This is a genomic window from Arthrobacter sp. MA-N2 (assembly GCF_000517125.1).
Classification (GTDB): Bacteria; Actinomycetota; Actinomycetes; order Actinomycetales; family Micrococcaceae; genus Arthrobacter; species Arthrobacter methylotrophus.
Window position 1 is genome coordinate 427,476 of sequence record NZ_KI912155.1, and the last position, 21,459, is coordinate 448,934.

Here is a 21,459-nt window from a genome sequence, read left to right on the forward strand (position 1 = left end):
TTTCCCTTGCGGGACAGGCGGTTTCAGAGCAAAGAAACCAGCCCGACGCCGGCCGCTGCGGCTCCCACGCAAGCGGCCATGGTGCCCACTCCATTGAGGAGGGCCAGGCCCGTCCGGCCGCTCTGGATGAGCCTGACGGTTTCAAGGCTTGCCGTGCTGAACGTCGTGTATCCGCCAAGGAATCCGGTGCCGAGAATCAACTGCAGGGACTCGGGTGCCTGCCTTGTCATCACCAGCCCGGCCAAGATCCCCATAAGCAGCGAGCCGGAAACGTTGATGAAGATGGTGCCCAGAGGCAGCGCAGTCCTGGCCCAGGAACGGACAAGTCCATCCATTACGAACCGGGCGGCCGCACCTGCGCCGCCCGCGAGTGCGATCAGAAGGATGGTCATGGCGGGCTGTTCCGTTTCTTTTCGGCGGATTTGTGCCGAAAGGCTCCAAGCCAAATACCGAGGGTAGTGGCCGCTGCACCGCCAAATAGGCTAGCCGCGAGGTACCAGACAGCGTCCATTCCGCGTCCTGCGCCGAAGAGATGCACCGAGTCCAGGGCCAGGGTGCTGTAGGTGGTGTAGGCACCGAGGAAGCCACTTCCGATGCCCAACCGGGCAACCCGCCGGAGACCGGCGTCGGGACCGCTCCGGGCGAGTTCTTCGAGGAGCCAGCCAAGCGCCAGCGCGCCCGTCAGATTGATGAGCAAGGTGGGCAGCGGCCACCCATCTGGCGCCGGAAGGGCCATGCCAAATCCGTAGCGGCTCGAAGCCCCCAGGATTCCCCCGGCCGCGACAAGCAGAACGAACGGTCCGTGCAGATGGAGCGGGCGGTGCGAAGGCCTGTCAGTCGGGGGCGCCTCCGGAGTTTTGGCGCCGGTCGGTGCGGTGCTGCTGTCCTTCATTGATCCCTGCTTGCATCATGACGGCCCAAGGGAACCATGAGCACAGGGCAGTTCTGGCGATGGGCCAAGTGCAAGGCTACCGATCCGGTGACCAGTCCCTCAAACCTCGGGCCGAGGCCGTGTTCCTTGGTTCCCACGACGATCATGGAAGCGTTGATGCTCGCGGCATAGCGGCCCAACGATCTCGCAGGCTCGCCGGCGAGCGTGACAAATGACCACTGCACCGCCGTACCGCGCAATTGGTCCGCGATGCGGGACTGGAGTGACTCCGAAATGGCCGCAGCGTCGTCGTCGATTCCGTCGGGGTCGATCGGCTGGGCCGCGAGATGCCCGTCCCGGTCCCCCGCAGCAGGAAAGTTCGTGACATCAGCGAAGGCAAGGACCAGTTCCAACCCGGCACTGAGCGCCACCTCCGCGGCTTTCTCCACCACGGTTCCAGGCTGCTTCGGGAGCACCCCTGCCAGTACCGGCCCGGCCAACCTCGACGGCCGCCCTTTGGCCAACGGCGTGTCATCGCCACGCGGATTGCTCATGGGGCCCTCCAAATTTCCGGGTTGTCAGGATACGGGTTCTTCTATCTTGCTCCAGAAAGCTGCACGAAGCCCGTCGTCGAGGACTGGCGTCGTCCCAAGCGCTAGGTAAGAATGTCGATATGTGCGGTCGGTTCAGTGTCGGTTTCGAAGCAGATTACCTCTCGAGGAAGCTCGGCGCTGTACTGCGCGGCGATATCGACTACCCCTCGCCGACCCTCCAGATTAATCCGACTGATCCCGTGGTCTTTTTGCGGGGGCGGGCCGAAGACGGCGCGGTGGGCCGGGAGCTTGCCGCGGGCCGGTGGGGCTTGGTTCCGTCCTTCTCCAAGTCCTTCGACTCGAAGGTACCCACCTGGAACGCACGTTCTGAAACCGCCGGCCAGATCCCGGCGTTCAGGGCTTCCCTGCCCAAGTGGCGGGCAGTCGTTCCGGCCTCTGCCTACTACGAGTGGAAGAAATCAGGACCTGGACGCAAGGACCCCAAGCAGCGCTACATTGTTGAACCACGCGATGAACTGATTACCTTCGCGGGATTGTTTGCTCCGTGGCGCGACGAGAGCATCGAGGACAGGTCCGCGCCCGGCGCATGGCGTTTGTCCTGCTCAATCCTGACCATGGATTCCCCTCCGGAGGGCGTCCACGAGAGACTGCACCATTTGCATGACAGGATCCCGGTGCCGATTTCTCCGGACATGATCGACGATTGGATCGACCCTAAGGAAACCCGGGGCCAGGCCCTCTTGGATGCCGTGCTGGGCGATGCGTACGCTTTGGCGTCGTCATGGACACTGCGACCGGTGGAACTTCTGGACGACAACACCCGTCTGGTGGACGTCGCGAACCCGGCCGCCTGAGTCCCCGCTCGTAGCACTCACCGTTCGTAGCGCAGCTCCGCCCGGACGTCCGTGTCTTTCAGCCAGGTGAGCCGCGTCCCCGATCCGAACGGGTTCGGCCACCACTGCACCAGGACCTTGCCCTCCGCCGTCCGGGTGACCATGGCGGGAACGTATTGAAGGTATTTCGGCCAAACGAGCTTGGCGATGACAGGCACCCTTGAAACAGTGGATAGCGGCTCCGTCTGACGCGGAGGCGGGGCGCCCACTGAATTCAACGGCGCGGGATATTCGGGCTGCTCAGGCATGCCGGAATACTACTGCCGGGCAACGACAATGTACCGAGTCAATCGATATCGGTGGCTGCCACGCTCATCCGCGCCAACATGCAACGGCCATTCCCTTGTCGCCGGGAATGGCCGTCACAAGCTAAAGCCGGGTGTCGAACGAATCGCAGAACACGTTCTCGTTGAACGTTCCCTGGAACTCGGACTTGCCCTGGATCTTCTGGATGGTCGCCCGGATGGCCTCGCGAGTGCCTGCATGGGCGTTGATGGCAGTCTTGACCATCGGCACATCGATCAGGTGGTTCGGCTGGTTCAGGGAGACGAACACCGTGGGCACTTCCGTGACGTACCAAGGGATTTCCGCGGCCATGGGGCTCGACCATTTGATGCGGATGGCGGCCTCCTGGGCGAAGCCCTTGACGTTCGCAAAGACGAATGCTGCGTCGTACTTGTCCGCATAGTCGCCGGTGGCCTCGTCGGAGATGACGCTCATGAAGTTCACGCCGGTCTCCCCCGCGGCTTCACGCTGCTCCGCCGTCTTGAAGACATGGACTTCGAAACCGGCGCTTTCCAGTTCCTCCTGCACGGTGTCCAGATAGGCCAGCGGATCCGCCCGCGTGAAATCGGAACCGCCGGAGATGCCGTACAGGCGAATACGCTTGTGCGTTTCCGAGGTGATGGGCAGGTTCCGGGCCGTGTCCTTGATGAGCGTGACGGTCTTGTCCGCAATTTCGGCGGCGACGGCGAGGTGGGCTTCGCTGCCAATCAGCTGCAGGGCCTCGGGCGACGGAGTCAATTCTTCCGGAAGCTTCTTATGCAGCCCCAGGCTCGCCTTCAGTGCGAGGATGCGGCGCAGGGCGTCATGCAAACGCTGCTCGGTGATCACGCCGGATTTGTAGCCGTCCATCATGTACTGGAAGTCCTCCGCGGGGTTGCGGAAGAACAGGAACATGTCGCAGCCGGCCGCGATGGTGGCCGGAACCAGGTCCTTGCGCCTCATGGCCTGGGTAAGGCCCACCATCTGCGATGCGTCCGTCAGGATCAGCCCGTTGAAGCCGAGCTCGCCACGGAGCAGGTCCTGGAGGAGCTCCGGAGCCAAGGTGGCGGGCCGGATGTCCGCGTCCACCGTGCCTGGCCGGAAATGCCTGGACAATTCCGGTGCCCCGATGTGCCCGACCATGATCGATTGGACCCCATGGCCGATCATTTCCCGGTACACGTGCCCATAGCTGGAATTCCAGTCCGCGTAACCGAGCGTGTTGTGGGAAGTGACCACGTGCTGGTCGCGTTCGTCGATGCCGTCGCCCGGGAAGTGTTTGATGGCGCATACGGTGGGCGATTCGCTGATGCCGTCGAAGTATTCCTTGGCACGCTCCACCACGATTTCCGGCGTATTGCCGAAGGCGCGGGTGGAGATGACGGTGTTGCGCCAGTTGTAGTGGATGTCAACAATGGGCGCGAAGGCCCAGTTGCAGCCCAAGGCCGCAGTCTCCACTCCGGCCACTTGGCCCATCTTCCGGGCGATGGACTTGTCCGGGTGCGAACCGGCCTGCAGGTGGGTCGACACGAACGTTCCGTCGTCGCAGCTTCCGGCTCCCCCCATTTCCGGGTTGGAGGCCACCAGGAGCGGGATGCGCGTTTTGGACTGGGCATAGCGGATGTGCTGCTGCACGGCAGCGGACGGGCCCGGCCTGTACCGCATGCCGCCCACGTGAAAGTTCTCCAGCACACCGTCGAGATACTCCGGAGAGTAGTCGTTGTTGTGGTTGATGAAGAGCTGCCCGATCTTCTCCTCAAGGCCCATGCCCTCGATCGTCGAGTGCACCCACGCGACGGCCTCGTCGTCGAGGGTGAACGGCGCCGCCCGGAGGTCGACGTCGAACTGGCGCGCTTGGGTGCCCGGAGCGCCCGCTCGGCTGCCCGCCCGGGCCATGGAACCGGCGACGGCGGCAATGCCGGCTAGCGCCTCGGCCACCACCTGGTTGACCGGGGCGGCGATGTCCACGACGATACCGGTCTCGTCGACGTCGAGCGGTTCCAGCGTGGCGAGCTGTGATTCAAGGAGGGCAGGCGGCATGAAGTGGCCGGAACGGCCTTCCGTCCGTTCCTTAAGCACCTCTTTACTGCCATGCAGGTGCAGGAAGACGGTGTCCGGCGCCTGTGCCCGGATGGCGTCCCGGTAGCTACGACGCAGGGCCGAGCAGGCAAGTACCAACCCGCCATCCCCCGCATTCGCGAGTTCGGTACCCACGGTGGCCAGCCACGGCCAGCGGTCTTCGTCGGTCAGCGGGATACCGGCAGCCATTTTGGCGACGTTCTCCACGGGGTGGAGCGAATCGCCGTCGAGGAACGGCACCCCGAGTTCCCGGGCAACAAGGTCCCCGATGGTGGTCTTGCCGCAGCCGGACACGCCCATGACCACAATGCGGCGTGGCGTTGCCGCGGCAATGTCCCGGTCCCCCGTCATGGCTTCGTTCCTACCAGTCATGAACGGTGCCGTCCACAAGGCGGTTGTACGGCAGGTAGGCCTGCTGGTACGGGAAGGAATTGGCGGCTTCTTCGTTGAATTCGACGCCGATACCGGGCTTGTCGCCCGGGTGCAGGTAGCCGTCCTTGAACGTCATGGACTGTTCGAAGACCGTATTGGTCTTGTCCGAGTGCTGCATGTATTCCTGGATGCCGTAGTTGTGAATGGCCAGGCCCACGTGCAGCTGCGCGGCGAAGCCGACCGGGGAAATGTCGGTGGGGCCGTGGAAGCCGGACTTGATCTGGTACTGCGCGGCGAAGTCCATGACCTTCTTCAACGGCGAGATTCCGCCGAAGTGCGTGGACGCGGCACGGACGTAGTCGATCAGCTGCTCCTTGATGAGCGTCTGGAAGTCGTACACGGTGTTGAAGATCTCGCCGATGGCGAGCGGCGTGGTGGTGTGCTGACGGACCAGGCGCAGCCCTTCCTGGTTCTCGGCCGGGGTGCAGTCCTCGAGCCAGAAAAGATCGTATGGCTCCAGGGCCTTGCCGAGCTTGGCTGCCTGGATGGGAGTCATACGGTGGTGGCCATCGTGCAGCAGCGGGATTTCCGGGCCGAACTCGTTGCGCACGGCTTCGAAAACGGTAGGCAGGTGCCGGAGGTAGGCGCGGGTGTCCCAGTCCTCTTCCTGCGGGAAGGCACCCCGGCCGGCGGGTTCGTAGTCGTAGCGCTCGCCCGAGGCCTGCGCCTGCGCGGCCACGCCGTACACGGCTTTGATGCCGGGGATGGCGGTTTGGATACGGATGGACTTGTAACCGAGCTCCAGGTGCTCCCGGACCGAGTCGAACAGGGAAGGGGTGTCCGCGCCCGAGGCGTGCCCATAAGCGCGCAGGCCGTTGCGGGACGCGCCGCCGAGGAGCTGGTAGACCGGCAGGCCGGCGACCTTGCCCTTGATGTCCCACAGGGCCATGTCGACGGCGGCGATCGCGGCCATCGTGACGGGGCCGCGGCGCCAGTACGAGGACCGGTACAGGAACTGCCAGGTATCCTCGATCCGATGCGGGTCCTTGCCGATCAGCAGCTGCGCGACGTGTTCCTTCAAGTACGCCGCGACCGCAAGTTCACGGCCGTTGAGCGTCGCGTCGCCGATGCCGGTGACTCCCTCATCCGTAGTGATGCGGAGAGTGACGAAGTTGCGGGTGGGGCTGGTCACGAAGACTTCCGCGGCAACGATTTTCACAGCTGGTCCTTTCAAGGTTGCTGTTCGAGGGCTGGCCTGACCCGGATGCGAGGTGCACCACAGGGCGGGTAAAGATGATCTTAGGGCGGATGACAATTATTGGCAACCGGTTGCAGTAGTTATTTTCCAGAACCTGCTGTTATTTGGCAGAAACTCTTTCTGACGGGTCCGCTTCCCCCCAGTCACCTCGTGGGGACCACGCTGGCGGCGTCCGCGCGAGAGGATGTTCCGCCGCGTGCTTCCAGAGGGCGGCGGGCCTTGATCTCGCCTAGGATTTCGGCGTGGAACGCATCGGTCAGTTTGTACTTGGCCATCACGACGATGGCAAGGATGGTCATGATGGCAGGCAGGGCACCTGCGGCGAATTGGATGGCCTGTAGTGATTCGGCGCTGTGGGTGGCGCCGGACTTGTACCCGCCGGCCGCGAGGGCGTAAGCAGCAAGGGCGCCACCCACAGCCTGGCCCGTCTTGCGGGTGAAGGAGAACAGCGCGTAGGTGATGCCTTCAGTCCGGACACCGGTCTTCCACTCGCCATATTCCACAGTGTCTGCCTCGAGCGCCCACACGACGATGTTGATGGCCATGACACCGACCATACTCAGGAGGAGGCCCGAGTAGCCGACCCAGACCATGGCCGCCGGGGCGAAGAACACGATCCCGCCGCCCACCACGGAGAGGGCCCCGGCCACCACGTAGATGGTCTTCTTGCCGAAGTTCCGAACGAGCCTCGGCAAGAGCGGCGCAAGGCTAAAAGTCACCAGCAACTGGACGATGGAAAGCACCGCGTAGAGGTCCAGCCGGCCCAGGACGTCGCGCAAGTAGTAGAGCTGCACGGACGACAGTGCCATGTAGCCGGTCAGGAAGAGGAAGGAGCTCAGGCACAGCATAAGCAATGGACGGTTGGTCTTGAGCGTCTCCATGCTCTGCTTGAAGGAAACCTTGGGTACCGAGCGGTGGACGCGCTCCTTCGCCGTCAGGAAGGTGAAGAAGTACAGGGCGGCGCCGATCACGACGAAGACCAGGGTGATCGTGGTGAACAGGGACTGCAGATTGGCACCAGGCTTGATCAGGGGCGCAACAAAGATGCCGAGGGCCGAACTGACCAGGAGGGCGCCAACCATGCGGGCGGACCCCAGCTTGGCACGCTCGCCGGGGTCCTGGGTCATAGCGCCCGCCAAGGAACCGTAGGGGATGTTCACCAGCGAGTAGGCCAGGCCCAAGGCCGCGTATGTCACGTAGGCGTAGAGCAGCATTCCCGTGTGGCCGATCTGCGGCACGGAAAAGGCCGCAACGCTCAGGAGCAACAAGGGAAATGACCCAAACATGATGAACGGGCGGAACTTTCCGAAACGCTTGCTGAAGGCGCGGTCAACGAGCCGTCCCGCAAAGACGTCCGCAAAGGCGTCGAAGATCCGCACAGTGAGCAACAGGGTGCCGGCTGCCGCCGCAGAGATCCCTGCCACGTCGGTGTAGTAGACCAGCAGGAACATGGTGGCCGTGGTGAAGGCAAGGTTGTTGGCGGCGTCGCCAGCTCCATAACCTAAGATGCTGAGTTTGCTGAGCTTGTTCATTGCGGGCTCCTTTACCCTGGCCGGCACCAAGGTCCCGGCGTTGCGAATGACAGAAGGCCAGGCCTTCGGCTGCGATCGTTGAAGATTGATGTAATTCTAATCACTTCGGCAACCATTCGGCAAGCGGTTGCCAAAAGTTTCCATATATTTTCGCACACCCCTTATAGCGCACGGGAGGTTGAGGGCACACGAGCGGGCGTTCGGCATCACCTGCGCTGAGACGCTCAATCACAAGACGTGAAGGAGCGTCGAGCGAAATCCCTTCGAAAGCGAGCGGGCGTTTGCAAAAAGGCGGCCAAAAGTGAGCGAGCGTGTGTCCTGCCACACGCTCGCTCACGTATAGCGCCTGCCTGCCACACGCTCGCTCACGTATAGCACCTGCCTGCCACACGCTCGCTCACGTATTCGGGCCTACACGACGGCGCCCGCCACCTTCGCGTGGAAGGCAACGGGCGCCGTCGAAACTTCCCAGCGGATTAGCTGAGGTGTCCGGCGTCCGCGAAGGTCTCGGACAAACCGGCTATGAGCTCCACGATTCCGGAGTCGGCGCTCAGCTCCGGATCCAGGACGTCCAGTAGGGCTTCGAGCCGGGCACGGCCGGAGAGCAGATTGGCGGCGGCAATGTTAGCCGCTTGTGGGTCCTGCAGGCCGGTGGCCGTTGCGGTGTAGGCGGACCAGGCCGCGATCATCCGCGCAGCCGCTTGTCCGCTGCGGCCGGCAGCGCGCTCGGCGCGAAGCACGGGCAATGCCCGCATGCGCAGTTTGGCACTGCCGTCCATGGCAATCTGGGCCAGGTGGTGCGCTATCCGGGAGTTGCCGAAGCGCTCCAGGAGGGCGGCCCGGTACTCGGGGATGTGCAAGTCCGCACCGTCAAGGTTGGCGGCGGCCTCGTCCCAGAAGTCCTCCACTGCCCGGCGGCAGGAATCGTCGGCGAGGGCCTCGGCCACCGTCTTGTATCCGCGCAGCTGGCCGGCATAGGCCAGGAGCGAGTGGGCGCCGTTGAGGAGCCACAGCTTGCGGTTCTCGTAAGGCTCGATCTCGTCGACGAAAACGGCGCCAGCGTCTTCCCAGCGGGGACGCCCCGCTGGGAAGCCTCCGCTGAGGACCCAGTTATGGAAGGGCTCGGTGACCACGGGAGATTCGTCGCGGTATCCGCAGGCTGCGGCGACGGCGTCGATATCGGCGTCTGTGGTTCGTGGCGTGATGCGATCAACGGAAGTGCTGACGAAACTGACGTTGGCGTCGACCCAAGCGGCGAGGCCGGCGTCGAACGCCTTGGCCATCCCCATCACGGCGCTTCTTGCAACTGTCCCGTTGTTGGAGAGGTTGTCGCAGCAGACCACGGCAAGGGGGCCGGCGTCGGAGTCGCGGCGGGCGGCGAGGCCCAGCACCAGGCGGCCCAGCGGCGTCGTCGGCTTGCTGGAGGCAGGGCCGGCACCGCCAGAGAGCAAAGCGAGGTCTGCGGCGACGTCCGGCGCCCGGCTGTCCAGCTTGCCGTCAACGCCGAGCCGGTAAGCCGCCTCGGTGATGGTCAGGGTGATGAGCGAAGTCAGCGGCGCGGCGACAAGCTCGACAAAACGGTCGACGTCGGCACCATCGACGGCTTCCACAATGCTGGCGATGACCTCGAAGGAATCACCGGCGTCCGCGCGCTCCACCACGGTGTAAAGACCGTCCTGTGCGGCCAGGACCTCCGCGGCGTCGGGCCGACGTCCGGTGAAGGCGGCGATGCCCCAGTCCGCCGCATCGCCGGCGTGCTGGGTGTACCAGGCCTGGTGCGAGCGGTGGAAAGCACCCAGCCCCATGTGCACAATCCGCACGGGGGCCTTGCCAAGGGGCCGGACGGCACGATTCAAGCGGGGAAGGTCGGCGGGCTGCTTCGGCTCGGTGGTCACAGCTTGAAAACCCTTCGAGGTGAAGAGTCGACGACGTCGACGATCAATTCGTGCGCGCGGTCTTCGCTGACGCGGTGCTCCGCGACGAGGCGCGCCAGGAACGAAGCTTCGATCCGGCGGGAGGCGTCGTGCCGGGCGGGGATGGAGCAGAAGGCGCGGGTGTCGTCGATGAAGCCAGACGAGCGGGAGAAGCCGGTGGTTTCGGTCACGGCCGAACGGAAGCGCAGCATCGCATCCGGGGCGTCCAGGAACCACCACGGTGCGCCGAGGTACACGGAGGGGTAGAACCCTGCAAGCGGGGCCAGCTCGCGGGAGAATACGGTCTCGTCCAGGGTGAACAGGACCAGATGGAAGTCCTTGGCCGTGCCGAAGTCCTGCAGCAACGGCCGGATCGCCTCGGTGTAGTTGGTCGCGAACGGGATGTCGTGACCGGTGTCCGCGCCGTACGCGTCGAAGGTGGGCTGGTGGTGGTTGCGGAAGGAACCGGGATGGATGGTCATGACCAAGCCATCTTCAACGGACATCCGGGCCATCTGATACATCATGTGCGCTTCGAAGGTGTTGCGGTCCTGCGCAGAGGCCTTACCGGCACGGGCGAGTTCGAAGATCTGTTCGGCTTCCGCGGCGTCGAGTTTGAGCGTGGCCGGGGTCAGCACGCCGTGGTCCGCTGAGACCGCCCCGTGGTCCACGAAATAACGACGGCGGTTCTCCAAGGCCTGGAGGTAGCCGGAGTAGCCGGTGGCTCCGTCGCCGGCGGCCTCGATCAGCCGCTCAATGTTGGCACTCCAGCTAGGGTGCGCGATGTTCAGGTAGGCATCGGGCCGGAAGGTCGGCAGCACACGCCCATTGAAGGAGGGGTCATCGGCGAGGGCCCGGTGGCTGGCGAGGTTGTCGAGCGGATCGTCCGTGGTGGCCAGGACCTCGATGTTGAAATCCTTGAAGAGCTGGCGGGGACGGAAGTCCGGTTCGCGCAGCTTCGCGGCGATGGCGTCGTAACTGGCATCGGCGGACATCTCGCCAAGGTCGGCGCCGAGGGTGAACACGCTCTCGAATTGGGTCCGCAGCCAATAGCCGGATGCCGTGCCGTCAAAGAGGGGCCAGGCCTGAACGAACGTCCGCCAAATCTCCCGGGAGTCCGTGGCGCTTCCGGCACGCAGCCTGTCCAGGGAAACGCCGCTGGCATGGATCAACCGGGTCACGTAATGGTCCGGGCTGACCAGCAGGGCGGCCGGGTCAGGAAACGGGGTGTTGTGCTCGATCACGGCGGCGTCAACGTGGCCGTGTGGGGAGATGATAGGCAGGTCCTGAACGCGTTCCAGCAAGGAACGCGCAATGCTGCGCGTCCCGGGATCAGCGGGCAGGAGCCGGTCAGGATTGGCTGCGATCGACTGTGACATAGCTCAATTTTCGGCTCGAAGAGGCAATCTGTCAACCGGTTGCCAACAATTGCCACGAGGTTGCAACTCTTCAGTCGGTTCACGCTAGGCGATGAGCCGTCCGCTGGAGCCACGCACCACGAGCTCCGTGTCGACGCGAACCGGTCCCGCCGGTCCGTCATGTCCGAGCAGCATGTCCAACAGCAGGGCAGCGGCTCGGGACCCGCACTCCCCCAAGGGCGAGCGGATAGTGGTGAGCGCCGGTGTCGTGAAGTCTGCACCGAAGATGTCGTCAAAGCCCACAATGCTGATCTGGTCCGGGACCTGCACGCCGGCGGCCTGAAGTTCCTGCATGAGGCCGATGGCGAGGAGATCGTTGTAGGTGATCACCGCCGTCGCGCCGCTCGCCAGGACGTCGCGCGCTACTTGGCGGCCGCCGTCGACGGTTGGCTTGGACGATTCCAAGCGGACCGCCCCCACCTTGTACCAATCACAGGCTGTTTGGACCCCTTCCCAGCGGCGGCTGGACATCCAGGACTGTGGCGGGCCGGCAACGTAAGCAAGCTGCTGGTGCCCGTTGGCCGCAAGGCTCCGCACCGCCTGGCTAATGCCTTTGTTGACGTCGGGGACTACGCACGGCACTCCCTCTATTTCGCGATTGATCACGGCAACCGGCTTATCCGAGGCCAAGGCCCGGATCTTTTCGTCGTCCATGCGCGGGCTCGCCAAAATGAGACCGTCCACGGTACCCAGCATCCGGCGGGCCGCAATGAGTTCGGTTTCCGGAGACTCTGCGGATTCGGCCAGTACCAAGGTGTAGTCCCTGGCCGAGCCCGTGGTCTCGGCACCGCGGATGATGTCGAAGAATGTGGGGTTGGTGATGTCCGCGACGATCAGTCCGATCGTCTGGGTCCGGCCGGTGGGAAGCGCTCTGGCGAAGGGATTCACTTGATAGTTCAGCTGCTCGGCGGCGTCCTCAATGATCTTTTGGGTCTTGGCACTGACTCTGCCCGGTTTGCTCAGTGCGCGCGAGACCGTGGAGGGGTTGACTCCTGCCAGCTTTGCGATGTCGTAGATGGTGGGTGAGGATTTCTCCCCGCGTCCACGCTTGGTGGGGAAGGCTACTGCTCCGGCGTTCATCGCGTCAGTCACGGCTCCATCGTAATCCGGCCTGGCAACAAAAGCAGGACGGTTGCCGGACTGATCACCGGCAACCGCCCTGCTTGAGTGCACTGCCTGCTAGCGGCGTCCGGCGAACTTGCCTTCTTCGCTGATGCGTTTGTTGAGTTCGCGCATGTACTCGTCCTCGTCGAAGTCGAGGGAGACTTCCTTGCCGGTCCAGCTGGACAGGTGAATGGCATTGGCCAGGCGGACGCCCTTGATACCGTCCGATCCGGGAGCCAACAACGGAGTGCCGTCCAGAATGTTGGCCGCGAAGTTCTCCAGGACGCCCGCATGCTGTCCACCCCAGACCGACTCGAACTCGATGATTTCGGTGGTGTAGTAGTCCTCGGATTTCAGCTCGCCCATGAAGAGCTTGCGGACATCATCCATGTCCATGCCGTCGCTGAGTTCGCGCTCGGGCTTGACCAGCCGGGTGACCGTGGCGGTCTTGCTGTTTTCCACCACAATCTTGCCCTGCTCGCCCAGGATCTCGAAGCGGTCGGTTCCCACGAGGTCGTGCGTCGCGGTCACGAAGACGCCGGTGGCTCCGTTGCCGTAATCCACGACGGCGGTGACTTCGTCTTCCACGGCGATGTCGCGGCGGAATCCGTAGGCCACCTTGGAGTAGACGGACTTCGGCACGCCGCAGATCCACTGCCACAGGTCCAGTTGGTGGGGTGCCTGGTTGACCAGGACGCCGCCGCCTTCGCCGCCCCACGTGGCGCGCCATTCGCTCGAGTTGTAGTAGCCCTGGGGCCGCCACCAATTGGTGATGATCCAGTTGGTGCGGCGGATGCCGCCGATCTCGCCGCCGTCGACTATTTCCTTGAGCCTCTTGTACAGCGGGTTGTTGCGCTGGTTGAACATGATTCCGAAGGACAGCTCAGGCTTGGAAGCCGCGAACTCGTTCAACTCCTTGACCTGCTTGGTATAGACACCGGCAGGCTTCTCCACGAGGGCGTGGATGTTGCGCTTGAGCGATTCAATGCCCATTTCCGGGTGCAGGTAGTGCGGTACGCAGGTGACGATTGCATCGACGTCGCCGCTTTCAAGCATGGCAATGTAGTCGTTGTAAAAGGGCACGTCGGGGTACTGGGAGGCCGCCAGTTCCTTCTTGGCGGGATCGGTGTCGCAGATCGCGCCAATCACCATGTTCGGGACCATGCCGTCCGTGATGAATTTTGCGTATGCGCCGCCCTGCTGGCCCAGGCCGATAATGCCCAGGCGCACTTTCGTACTCATTGGTGAATTCTCCATTGTTCAGGGGGAGCGGACTAAAAGAGGTCTGCGTGGCCCATGGCCACCAGGTTGTCGTGGGAGGTCTGCAGTGCTTCCCAGACCGTGCGGCCGTAGAGCTCGTCCTGTTCCACGAGCAAATACTCGGCACCGGCGGCTTGGGCGGCCGGAATGATGGACGGGAAGTCCAGGTTGCCTTCGCCCACTTCGGCAAACTGGACCACGTTCTTGAACTCGGCCATGAACCCTCCGAAATCTCCGGTTTCCAGGAGGCCGAAAGCGGATTCCGGAAGTTCCCCGATCCGGTAGTCCTTGAGGTGCACCATCGCGGTCCGGCCCGCGTACTTCTCGAGGGTCCGGACCGGATCCAGGCCACCGCGCTGGACCCAGTGCACGTCGATCTCCATCCCCATGGCCGGAGAGTTCCCGGCAATGATGTCCAGCATGTACTTGCCGTTGAATTTCGCGAACTCGATGTGGTGGTTGTGGTAGTAAAGGCCGATCCCGTGTTCGCGCAGTCGTTCGGCGTATTCGTTGGCCTGTTTCGCGAAGTCCACCACGGCGTCGACCGATTTCATGGCGGGGAACGGCATCATGCCAATCCGCAGGAGATTCGCATCCAGGCGCTTCGCGTCGTCGACGATCTTGTCGAAGTGGTCCTTCAGGGAGTCGCCCGGCATGCCTTTGGGCGTCTCCATTGCCACCGAGAGCGCTGCGATATCCATGCCCAGCTCGCTGCGGGAGCGGTCCAGTTCGGCGACGTTTTCCGGTGTCATGGGGATCTGCGAAATCTCGACGGCGTTGTACCCGATCGCGCTGACCTTGCGGAGCGTTTCAAACGCGCCGGCTTCGGCGAAACTGCCTTTCAGCATCATTGCCTGTACGCCAATTGTGGCCACTTTGTCCTCCGTGGTGTGCCGGGCCCTCATGGGCGCAGATGTGTCGCGCGCCACTTGTTTCCCGGGTATGAGATTCACAGTACGGTCTTTGCATCTAATTGGCAACCGATTGTCAAAAACTGCCCTAGACGATCCGTCCGTACATCTCCGGGTAACTCTGGGCATAGATGCCCTTGACGATCCGGAGCGATTTCTGGGCCTCGGCAGGGCTGATCCAGAACGGCATGGAATCTCCGAGCGAGGCGTAGAAATCCTTGATCAGGAGCTCGTGGGATACGCCCCAATACTCGCGCCCACCCGATTCCAAGGTACGTTCCGGCACGGTCTCCACGGTGCCGTCGGCGTAGTTGACGGTGAGGTCGCCCCGGAGGCTGAGGGTGGCCTTTTCGGTCACGATGTCCAATGTCACCGGTGCGTTGACGGCGTTGGCCAGAGTGGCATAGAAGACGCTCGTGGCGCCGTTGGCGTGGCCGGCGATGAATTCCGCCGTGTCCTCCACCTCGATCACGCCCGCCAGCGAGCGCGTGGAGGCATGGCCCTGCACTTTGGTCACGTCACCCACGAGCCACTGGAGCAGGTCCACGGTGTGGATGGCTTGGTTCATCATGAGTCCGCCACCACCTTCGGACCAGGTGCCGCGCCATGGCCGGTCCCGGTAATATCCGGCCGTCCGGTGCCACATCACGGTTGCCGAGGCGCCGAGAACCTGACCCAAGCCGCCGTCGTCGAGCAGCCTCCGCATGGCCTGTGACGTTGCGTTGTAGCGGTTCTGGAAACAGACGGCGATCTTCGCCGTGCTCCGCGTGCTCGCTTCGACCAGCCGTCGTCCTTCTTCCAGGGTGTGGGCGAGCGGCTTCTCGACAATCACGTTGACTCCGCGCTCAAGGCAGTCCGCGGCCAGCGAGGCATGCAGATGGTGCGGGGTGCAGATATGCACGACGTCGGGCCTCACTGCCTCGAGCATCTCCAGGTGGTCCGCGTACCCGGCAACGCCGTAGGCGGCTTGTGCCGCCTGCAGACGCGAGGCATCAGAGTCGCAGACTGCCACGAGTCCGACGTCGCCCATCTTGGCGATCGCCCCGAAGTGCACGCTCGATACATCACCGCAACCGATGACTGCTGCTGTAGGCATTCCTGCTCCCTCGAAAGATGGTGTTCATCTGAACGTACAGGCCTCAGGCCAGCGCGACACCGTTCTTGGCGGCGAGCGCGGCAAAAGCGCGGGCCGCAGTCCCGAAGGCGACGGGTCCGGAAAACCCGCCCAGCTCGTGGGCGCTTGCCAAATGCGGTTCCAGCGAGGCGAAGCCGGCAAAACCGTCGGCCTTGAGCGCGGCGATGGTGGCGTCCAGTTCGCCGTCGCCCTCGCCGGAAGGCACCACTTCGCCCGTGCCGGCGATTGCGTCCTTGACCTGGAAGTACTCGAGGTAGGGGCGCAGCATGGCATAGCCTTCCGTATACGGCTTGACACCCACCTGGACGAAGTTGGCATTGTCCCAGGCGATGCGCAGGGCCGGCGAATCGACGGTGTGCATGATGTCGAGGACGCGCTCGGGGGTGTCGCCGTAGATGCCCTTTTCGTTTTCGTGCAGCAGGACGACGCCGGACGCGGACGCTTCGTTGGCAAGTGCGGTCATGTGCTCCATGACGGCGTCGCGGATGTCTTCCTGCCGCTGCCCTTCAGCCGGGTAGAAGGAGAAAATGCGGACGTACTTCGTCTCCAGGGCCTTGGCCACCGAAATGATTTGCCGCAGCCGGGCGAGCTCATGTTCTACCGGCAGGCCGGCATCGACCTTGCCGATCGGACTAGCCACCGCGGAAACTTTCAGGCCCTTCTCGTCCAAGATGGCTTTGAGGCGCCCGACGTCTTCCGGCGCAAGTTCGGAGACGTTGGTACCCCACGCGCTACGCACCTCGATATGGCTGGCGCCAAGGGCCAAGAGGACGGCGGCTTGCACCGAGGGGTCGGGATCTACTTCGTCGCCGAAACCGGACAGGCTCCACGCGGCTTTGGTTTCAGTCACGGAAAATCTCCTTTGGGTCCGTTCGCCCGCATGGCTGTAATGGGCGTTTGCTTGGGGTCGCGGGCAAGTATTCCTACGAGTCTAGCTAAATTAGCAACCGATTGCCATCAATTGGCAACACGAACGCCTTAGCTGACGAGGCGCTTGCGCTTGCGAATGGGCGTGTCATAAATAATCGGGTCGACCGGTTTGTTTTTGTCCGACACTGTCCGTAGCCTCGCATACGGACAGGGAAGTCTTTTTCCCATCCGTGTTTGAACGCACAGCGGTTTAGCGGCGCAATTTACCTCGGGGGGAGGTGCACCATGGAAACTACTTCGTTCGAGATTGAAGAGACGTCGATTGAAATCGACACCCTCGTTACCCACCGCAGCTAGGCGGTACAACCAGGGGGTGCGCCCGCAGGCGCACCCCCTGACTTGAGAAGAGATCGTGGATGAAATACACCCTCGCGCCTGGTTGGACCATGGTTCGCACGGCGACGCAAATCGTGCTTAGTTCCGAGGAAACCGAACTGAAGATTACCTTGGAAAAGAACTTATCGCTTGCCATGCGGAAGCTCTTTGAAGGTTGGGCGCCGAACGAGGTACCTGAGTTGGAACCGCTACGGATGGAGCTTGCCCGCCGCGGAGTTCTCCGACCCCTGGCAATCGCAGCCGTACCGGAGCAAGAGCGGCAGATCGAGTACTGGCGAGCCTTCACGGATGACGCGAGCGGCGCCGTCGCAAACGTATGCTCTGCGACTGTAGCGATTGTCGGAGTGGGCGGTATCGGCGCGGTGGTTCTCCAGCATCTCGTCGGCGCCGGAGTGCGCCGTTTCCGGCTCCTCGACGCAGACGACGTTGAACCATCCAATCTCAACCGTCAGTTCATCTACGATCAGGCATCTGTCGGTCAACAAAAGGTCGACGCCGCGCGCGCTTACGTTATGGACCGGCTCCCTGCCGCGGAAGTTTCTGTGCTTGCGGCCAGTTGGGACCCACGTTCAGATATGCAGCGATCGTTTGTTTCGCATGGAGTGGACTTCGTTGTCGCAGCCATCGATTGAATCGGCGATCGCCATATTGCAAGTCTCCTGGGCCGCCCACGTGCCTTCAATACTTGCCACCGTTGGCTTGCATAAATCACTGGTAAGCCCGGTCTTCGCACCAGGACTCAGCTCCAAAAACCCCAGGGAAGTCTTTCCGGCAGCACAGTTTCACAATTCGGGGCAACCGTTCCAAGCCTCCCATGGACCCACAAACACGTTCCCAGCGGCCATAGCGGCAGACCAGATATTGCATCATTTGGCGGGCTTGGATGGTTTTGTGGAGTATGAAAAGCCGTTGATCATTCGTCGGACTCCGGACGGAGCCCCGTGTACCGCCAGGGTGGGCACGGTTCAGCTATGAGCGCGACGGTAGCCTTGGAGATCGACACTCGACCTTCCGAATACACAATGTCCCGAGAGTTCACCGGGCAACTACTCGATAGGCAACTCCACCGACCGTTGTTTCGCGAGGCAGGTCCCGATATCGTGCCGGATCTGCTGTCGATCCATGACCAGCCGGGCTCCAAGGAATGGATCTTTCGTATTGCAGACGACGCACGCTGGAACGGGGGTGACGTCGTCACAGCACACGATGTTGCCCGACGAATGGCGAAGGTGGTTGTCCTGCCTCACATGGCTTGGACCCGTGCACTCCTCAGCGCTTGCCGAGTCCACGATGACCGAACCCTCAGTATGACCACTCGGCAAAAGGTCGTGCTGCTCGACCGAATACTCGCTAATCCTGTCTTCTCCCCACGGCGCCCGGGTGGCTCTTCCGGAAGTTACCGCCTCACCCGGGTACAGCGGAACCGCACGATCTTGGTGCCAACCGGGCGGACCCGCGGATCGGTCATCGAACTGGTGACGACGTCTTCCCGCGCTGTAGGTCGTCGGCAGTTCAGGGAGGGCCGCCTGGATATCGGATGGGGAATCGGAGTTCCCCCGTCCTTCTGGTCAGTCGACGATCCCGGGCCCTTTCCGGAGTCCCAACCGCTCGACATGCATGTGGTCGTTGCTGCAGGACGAGGCCTTCCCCAGACGACGTCCAGGCAGATCCTCTCCCGGTGCATGCTCTCGGAAGGCACCCCGCTCGGCCTCAACCCAACATTGACCCGCTTCGCGAGCGAGCCTGTACGGCAGTCTGCCGCCGCCGCTGCACTTCCCGCCCCCTCAGAGCGCTGGCCGCTGTACTTCACGGATTTCCCACCGAATCGTGAGATCGCCACGGAATTGGCAAGGAGTCTTGGGAACCGGCTGGTGCCAACCGTGGTCCCTTATGAAGATTTCATCTCCGGCGCGGGCCTAAGTGATGGGTTCTCCCTCCAGATCCATTCCTCGCACTTCCCGGACGACGTCGGCCTCCTCGTTGAGAGCGCTGTCGTCGCCAATGGATCCGTCCCGGGGGCAGAAGCAATCCGCGAGCTCTGTGGCGCTATGTGGCGCACAGAGGACCTCGTTGAGCGCCGGCAGATCGCCAAGAATGTTGAACGACCGCTCGATGTCCTTTTACGTCGGAGGGTCCTTGGACGAATGCTCACACGGTTCCGGTCCGAAGCACCGCTGAACGTCCCACGGAGTGGATGGTTCGACTTCAGCCTGTTACAACCCAGAAAGGCAAATAAGTGAGAATTGGAGACCTTTCGGCTCAAATCTTGGCGCTTGCAGCCGAACGCAACGCAGATCAGTTCACCATGGGAAGCCTTCCGGGTGAGACAGCAAGCAGCCTCGTTGCGCCGGAGCGCCTTGGTGATCTTCTTGCAAATCCGCTCGTCAGGTATCCGCAAGTACGCGTGGCGGCGTCAGGAAGACCAGTCCCCTCAAGCGAATACGTCGAATCGAGGCGAATCGGTACTCAATGGGTCGAAGATGGCATAGACGCTCATGCCGTCGCCCGCTGGCTCACGCGGGGCGCAACCATCACGCTCGACTCACTTGAGTACCTGTCTGATCCCGTGAGAGAAATTTGCAGTCATCTCAGCGACGAACTCGGTATGCAGGCGACCGCCACCGCTTATGTGACACCTCCAGGCCGCCAAGGACTTAGCCCGCACACGGATGAAGAGGACGTGTTCGTGCTCCAGACATTTGGAACCAAGAGCTGGACGGTGGACAACGCCCAGCGGCAAGAGATCGCGACAGCATCGGGGTTCCCTCTCAATGAACAGATGAAACGGGTGGCACCGCGTGTGCTCAAGGCCGGCGACATGTTCTTCATGCCGGCTGGAACACCGCATGTCGCAACCGCACAAGACAACCTCTCGATCCACATCACCTTCTCAGTCGAACGTCCACGCGTTCGCCACCTCCTCGACGACGCTGTAAACCGCCTCGTTTCTGACATGCCCCAGCTAAGGAAACTACAACCGTGGAACTCAGGGCAGCCGGACGTCCCCGCACTTCTCACGTCACTCGAACGTGAATTGTCGAAACCCCAGCCACGCAAGCTCCCTCGCACGGGGCAACATCTGCCCTTTACGTCTTGGGCTAATCTATACAGCGAACGAAACCGGATCCGCCTGATGGAGGACGCCACCGTCACCAAGACTGAGGACGGCTTCTCATTCTCCTTCGCGGAATTCGCAATGAAAGTAAATACGGCAGTTGGGATGCACCTTGAACGGTTAGAGCATGACCGCTGGGTGAGCTTCAGTTCCGGAATTGATCCCGAGCTCAGGGAGGTTCTCTTCCATTTGGCTGGGCGGAATGTGGTTGATGTCGAGGCGTTGACTTCAAAATGACTGATCAAATAACCCATAGCTCCACGAAGCTTTGGAATCGCGACTTCAGCACGCTGTGGTGGAGCGAAGCGGTATCGTTCTTCGGAAGCCAGCTCACCCTGTTCGCGATTCCCATCGTGGCACTCCAGATCCTCGACGCTTCCGCTTCCGACGTCGCGTGGATCAATACGGCAGCAGGGCTGGGAACCGTGGTCTTTCTCGGGCTTCTGGGACCCTGGACTGACAAGGTGCGCAGGACGCGGTTCATGTCCCTGATGTCGGCGCTCCGAGCATTGACTCTCGGCGCGATGGCAGTCCTGTTCCTTGCGGGAAACCTGTCACTGTTAGCGCTCGTGATTGCGGCCTTCCTCGTGTCGGGGCTGACGGGGCTCTACGACAGCGCGTTCGCGGCCCTGCTCCCCAGCATCGCCCATCGTTCCAAGCTGACCACGGCCAACACCTGGGTCGCCGGAATCCGATCTGCCGGCGATATTGGAGCCGGAGCGACTGCCGGAATACTTCTGCAGCTGCTCTCACCTGTGGCCCTCTTTATTTCAGATGCGATCACATACCTGGTGTCAGCCCTGGCGATTGGCCGGATCCGGGAAAAGCGGCCGGCACCGCCTGAGGCATTCACTTTCAGGGACTATTTCACGTCGCTGGGTTCAGGATTCAAACTCCTCCTGAACGATCGCGTCATGTGGCCTGTCACCTTGTCGATTGCCCATTTCAACCTTTTCACCACGGCGATCCAATCGGTCTATGTCACGCATGCCCTGCGGACTGGATCCATGACGCCCGCCGAGATTGGAATCGCCGGGGCCGTCGGCGGAATCATCGGCCTGCTCTCCATGATGATCGCGCCCTGGGTGTGGGACAGGTTTCGGCCAGTGGGGGCACTCACGGCAACCTTCATGCTCCCCGCTGTCGCTGGCCTCGGCATGCTCCTAATCACGCCCGGACAAGTCGTGGCGAACGTCCTTCTCCTCGGGCTTTCGCTCGGCTTCTGGGCAGCTTGCGTGATGGTCAACATCACCGGAACTGAAACGCTCAAACAACTTCTTGTTCCCCACGACGCCATCGGGAGATTCTCTTCCGCCAGCAGGGTCCTGACGTGGGGCGTTGACCCCGTAGGCGCCGCCCTGGCCGGAGTTCTGGCCCTGTTCCTGCCGACCGGTGGGGTACTCGCGGTCGCAACCCTCGGCGTCGTGGTTTCCGGGTGCTGGATTGTCGCCTCGACTGCTGTCCGCGAATTGCCGCTGTTGTCCAAGATCGAACAGGGCGCAGAATGAGCCGTT

19 protein-coding genes are annotated in these 21,459 nt (G+C 62.6%); 5 read left to right on the plus strand and 14 right to left on the minus strand.

What is annotated here, in order from left to right:
• Nucleotides 1–23: 23 nt before the first annotated feature.
• The 3 genes from crcB to A3M3_RS0102335 are packed head-to-tail and all read right to left on the minus strand — an operon-like array spanning nucleotide 24 to nucleotide 1,425.
• Complete coding sequence (crcB, locus tag A3M3_RS0102325) at nucleotides 24–392, minus strand: fluoride efflux transporter CrcB (protein WP_028264984.1); 369 nt, start codon at nucleotides 390–392, stop codon at nucleotides 24–26.
• Nucleotides 389–892: a fluoride efflux transporter FluC gene (locus A3M3_RS0102330; RefSeq protein WP_081736667.1), complete on the minus strand. Its 504-nt coding sequence runs from the start codon at nucleotides 890–892 to the stop codon at nucleotides 389–391. The genes crcB and A3M3_RS0102330 overlap by 4 nt, the downstream gene beginning before the upstream one ends.
• Entirely contained in the window at nucleotides 889–1,425 is a 537-nt protein-coding gene (locus tag A3M3_RS0102335) for a universal stress protein (RefSeq protein WP_051422888.1), read from the minus strand. The genes A3M3_RS0102330 and A3M3_RS0102335 overlap by 4 nt, the downstream gene beginning before the upstream one ends.
• A gap of 119 nt (nucleotides 1,426–1,544) precedes the next feature.
• Here A3M3_RS0102335 and A3M3_RS23525 point away from each other — a divergent pair, with 119 nt between their 5' ends.
• Nucleotides 1,545–2,279, plus strand: a complete 735-nt coding sequence (locus tag A3M3_RS23525; RefSeq protein ID WP_051422889.1) for an SOS response-associated peptidase — start codon at nucleotides 1,545–1,547, stop codon at nucleotides 2,277–2,279.
• 17 nt (nucleotides 2,280–2,296) lie between these two features.
• Here the strand turns inward: A3M3_RS23525 and A3M3_RS0102345 are convergent, their stop codons facing one another.
• The 11 genes from A3M3_RS0102345 to A3M3_RS0102395 form a co-directional block, all read right to left on the minus strand.
• Nucleotides 2,297–2,566, minus strand: a complete 270-nt coding sequence (locus A3M3_RS0102345) for a hypothetical protein (RefSeq protein ID WP_155854261.1) — start codon at nucleotides 2,564–2,566, stop codon at nucleotides 2,297–2,299.
• 121 nt (nucleotides 2,567–2,687) lie between these two features.
• On the minus strand, nucleotides 2,688–5,033 hold the full coding sequence (locus A3M3_RS0102350; protein WP_231497161.1) for a gluconokinase, GntK/IdnK-type: 2,346 nt from the start codon (nucleotides 5,031–5,033) through the stop codon (nucleotides 2,688–2,690).
• Complete coding sequence (gene manD, locus A3M3_RS0102355; RefSeq protein ID WP_028264989.1) at nucleotides 5,023–6,252, minus strand: D-mannonate dehydratase ManD; 1,230 nt, start codon at nucleotides 6,250–6,252, stop codon at nucleotides 5,023–5,025. Before manD ends, A3M3_RS0102350 begins: the two co-directional genes overlap by 11 nt.
• A gap of 182 nt (nucleotides 6,253–6,434) precedes the next feature.
• Nucleotides 6,435–7,823 (minus strand): glucuronide transporter, encoded by a 1,389-nt coding sequence (gene uidB, locus A3M3_RS0102360; RefSeq protein WP_028264990.1) that lies wholly within the window; start codon nucleotides 7,821–7,823, stop codon nucleotides 6,435–6,437.
• Between the two features lie 476 nt (nucleotides 7,824–8,299).
• Entirely contained in the window at nucleotides 8,300–9,628 is a 1,329-nt protein-coding gene (locus A3M3_RS0102365) for a mannitol dehydrogenase family protein (protein WP_081736874.1), read from the minus strand.
• Between the two features lie 86 nt (nucleotides 9,629–9,714).
• Nucleotides 9,715–11,115: a glucuronate isomerase gene (gene uxaC / locus A3M3_RS0102370; RefSeq protein ID WP_028264992.1), complete on the minus strand. Its 1,401-nt coding sequence runs from the start codon at nucleotides 11,113–11,115 to the stop codon at nucleotides 9,715–9,717.
• Between the two features lie 84 nt (nucleotides 11,116–11,199).
• Complete coding sequence (locus A3M3_RS0102375; protein WP_028264993.1) at nucleotides 11,200–12,246, minus strand: LacI family DNA-binding transcriptional regulator; 1,047 nt, start codon at nucleotides 12,244–12,246, stop codon at nucleotides 11,200–11,202.
• A gap of 87 nt (nucleotides 12,247–12,333) precedes the next feature.
• Nucleotides 12,334–13,500 carry a Gfo/Idh/MocA family protein gene (locus tag A3M3_RS0102380; RefSeq protein ID WP_028264994.1) on the minus strand — a complete coding sequence of 389 codons (1,167 nt, stop codon included), beginning with the start codon at nucleotides 13,498–13,500 and terminating at the stop codon, nucleotides 12,334–12,336.
• A 32-nt stretch (nucleotides 13,501–13,532) separates the two neighbouring features.
• Nucleotides 13,533–14,393, minus strand: a complete 861-nt coding sequence (locus tag A3M3_RS0102385; protein ID WP_231497162.1) for a sugar phosphate isomerase/epimerase family protein — start codon at nucleotides 14,391–14,393, stop codon at nucleotides 13,533–13,535.
• A gap of 124 nt (nucleotides 14,394–14,517) precedes the next feature.
• Nucleotides 14,518–15,525 carry a Gfo/Idh/MocA family protein gene (locus A3M3_RS0102390; RefSeq protein WP_028264996.1) on the minus strand — a complete coding sequence of 336 codons (1,008 nt, stop codon included), beginning with the start codon at nucleotides 15,523–15,525 and terminating at the stop codon, nucleotides 14,518–14,520.
• A 43-nt stretch (nucleotides 15,526–15,568) separates the two neighbouring features.
• Complete coding sequence (locus A3M3_RS0102395; protein WP_028264997.1) at nucleotides 15,569–16,414, minus strand: sugar phosphate isomerase/epimerase family protein; 846 nt, start codon at nucleotides 16,412–16,414, stop codon at nucleotides 15,569–15,571.
• A gap of 436 nt (nucleotides 16,415–16,850) precedes the next feature.
• Here A3M3_RS0102395 and A3M3_RS26805 point away from each other — a divergent pair, with 436 nt between their 5' ends.
• The 4 genes from A3M3_RS26805 (at nucleotide 16,851) to A3M3_RS0102415 (ending at nucleotide 21,453) form a co-directional block, all read left to right on the plus strand.
• Nucleotides 16,851–17,462, plus strand: coding sequence for a ThiF family adenylyltransferase (locus A3M3_RS26805; protein ID WP_028264998.1), 612 nt, complete (start codon nucleotides 16,851–16,853; stop codon nucleotides 17,460–17,462).
• 339 nt (nucleotides 17,463–17,801) lie between these two features.
• Nucleotides 17,802–19,070 carry a hypothetical protein gene (locus A3M3_RS0102405; protein ID WP_028264999.1) on the plus strand — a complete coding sequence of 423 codons (1,269 nt, stop codon included), beginning with the start codon at nucleotides 17,802–17,804 and terminating at the stop codon, nucleotides 19,068–19,070.
• On the plus strand, nucleotides 19,067–20,182 hold the full coding sequence (locus A3M3_RS0102410) for a JmjC domain-containing protein (protein ID WP_028265000.1): 1,116 nt from the start codon (nucleotides 19,067–19,069) through the stop codon (nucleotides 20,180–20,182). The genes A3M3_RS0102405 and A3M3_RS0102410 overlap by 4 nt, the downstream gene beginning before the upstream one ends.
• Nucleotides 20,179–21,453, plus strand: coding sequence for an MFS transporter (locus tag A3M3_RS0102415; RefSeq protein ID WP_028265001.1), 1,275 nt, complete (start codon nucleotides 20,179–20,181; stop codon nucleotides 21,451–21,453). Before A3M3_RS0102410 ends, A3M3_RS0102415 begins: the two co-directional genes overlap by 4 nt.
• The last annotated feature ends 6 nt before the right edge of the window (nucleotides 21,454–21,459 follow it).

What these genes read in the sequence shown, in the direction of transcription:
- uidB (WP_028264990.1), bottom strand. Translation starts at nt 7,823, where the DNA reads ATGAACAAGCTCAGCAAACTCAGCATCTTAGGTTATGGAGCTGGCGAC.
- A3M3_RS0102350 (WP_231497161.1), bottom strand. Translation starts at nt 5,033, where the DNA reads ATGACTGGTAGGAACGAAGCCATGACGGGGGACCGGGACATTGCCGCG.
- A3M3_RS26805 (WP_028264998.1), top strand. Translation starts at nt 16,851, where the DNA reads ATGAAATACACCCTCGCGCCTGGTTGGACCATGGTTCGCACGGCGACG.
- A3M3_RS0102405 (WP_028264999.1), top strand. Translation starts at nt 17,802, where the DNA reads ATGAGCGCGACGGTAGCCTTGGAGATCGACACTCGACCTTCCGAATAC.
- crcB (WP_028264984.1), bottom strand. Translation starts at nt 392, where the DNA reads ATGACCATCCTTCTGATCGCACTCGCGGGCGGCGCAGGTGCGGCCGCC.
- A3M3_RS0102365 (WP_081736874.1), bottom strand. Translation starts at nt 9,628, where the DNA reads ATGGGGCTGGGTGCTTTCCACCGCTCGCACCAGGCCTGGTACACCCAG.
- A3M3_RS0102415 (WP_028265001.1), top strand. Translation starts at nt 20,179, where the DNA reads ATGACTGATCAAATAACCCATAGCTCCACGAAGCTTTGGAATCGCGAC.
- A3M3_RS0102390 (WP_028264996.1), bottom strand. Translation starts at nt 15,525, where the DNA reads ATGCCTACAGCAGCAGTCATCGGTTGCGGTGATGTATCGAGCGTGCAC.
- A3M3_RS23525 (WP_051422889.1), top strand. Translation starts at nt 1,545, where the DNA reads ATGTGCGGTCGGTTCAGTGTCGGTTTCGAAGCAGATTACCTCTCGAGG.
- A3M3_RS0102330 (WP_081736667.1), bottom strand. Translation starts at nt 892, where the DNA reads ATGAAGGACAGCAGCACCGCACCGACCGGCGCCAAAACTCCGGAGGCG.
- A3M3_RS0102380 (WP_028264994.1), bottom strand. Translation starts at nt 13,500, where the DNA reads ATGAGTACGAAAGTGCGCCTGGGCATTATCGGCCTGGGCCAGCAGGGC.
- A3M3_RS0102335 (WP_051422888.1), bottom strand. Translation starts at nt 1,425, where the DNA reads ATGAGCAATCCGCGTGGCGATGACACGCCGTTGGCCAAAGGGCGGCCG.
- uxaC (WP_028264992.1), bottom strand. Translation starts at nt 11,115, where the DNA reads ATGTCACAGTCGATCGCAGCCAATCCTGACCGGCTCCTGCCCGCTGAT.
- A3M3_RS0102345 (WP_155854261.1), bottom strand. Translation starts at nt 2,566, where the DNA reads ATGCCTGAGCAGCCCGAATATCCCGCGCCGTTGAATTCAGTGGGCGCC.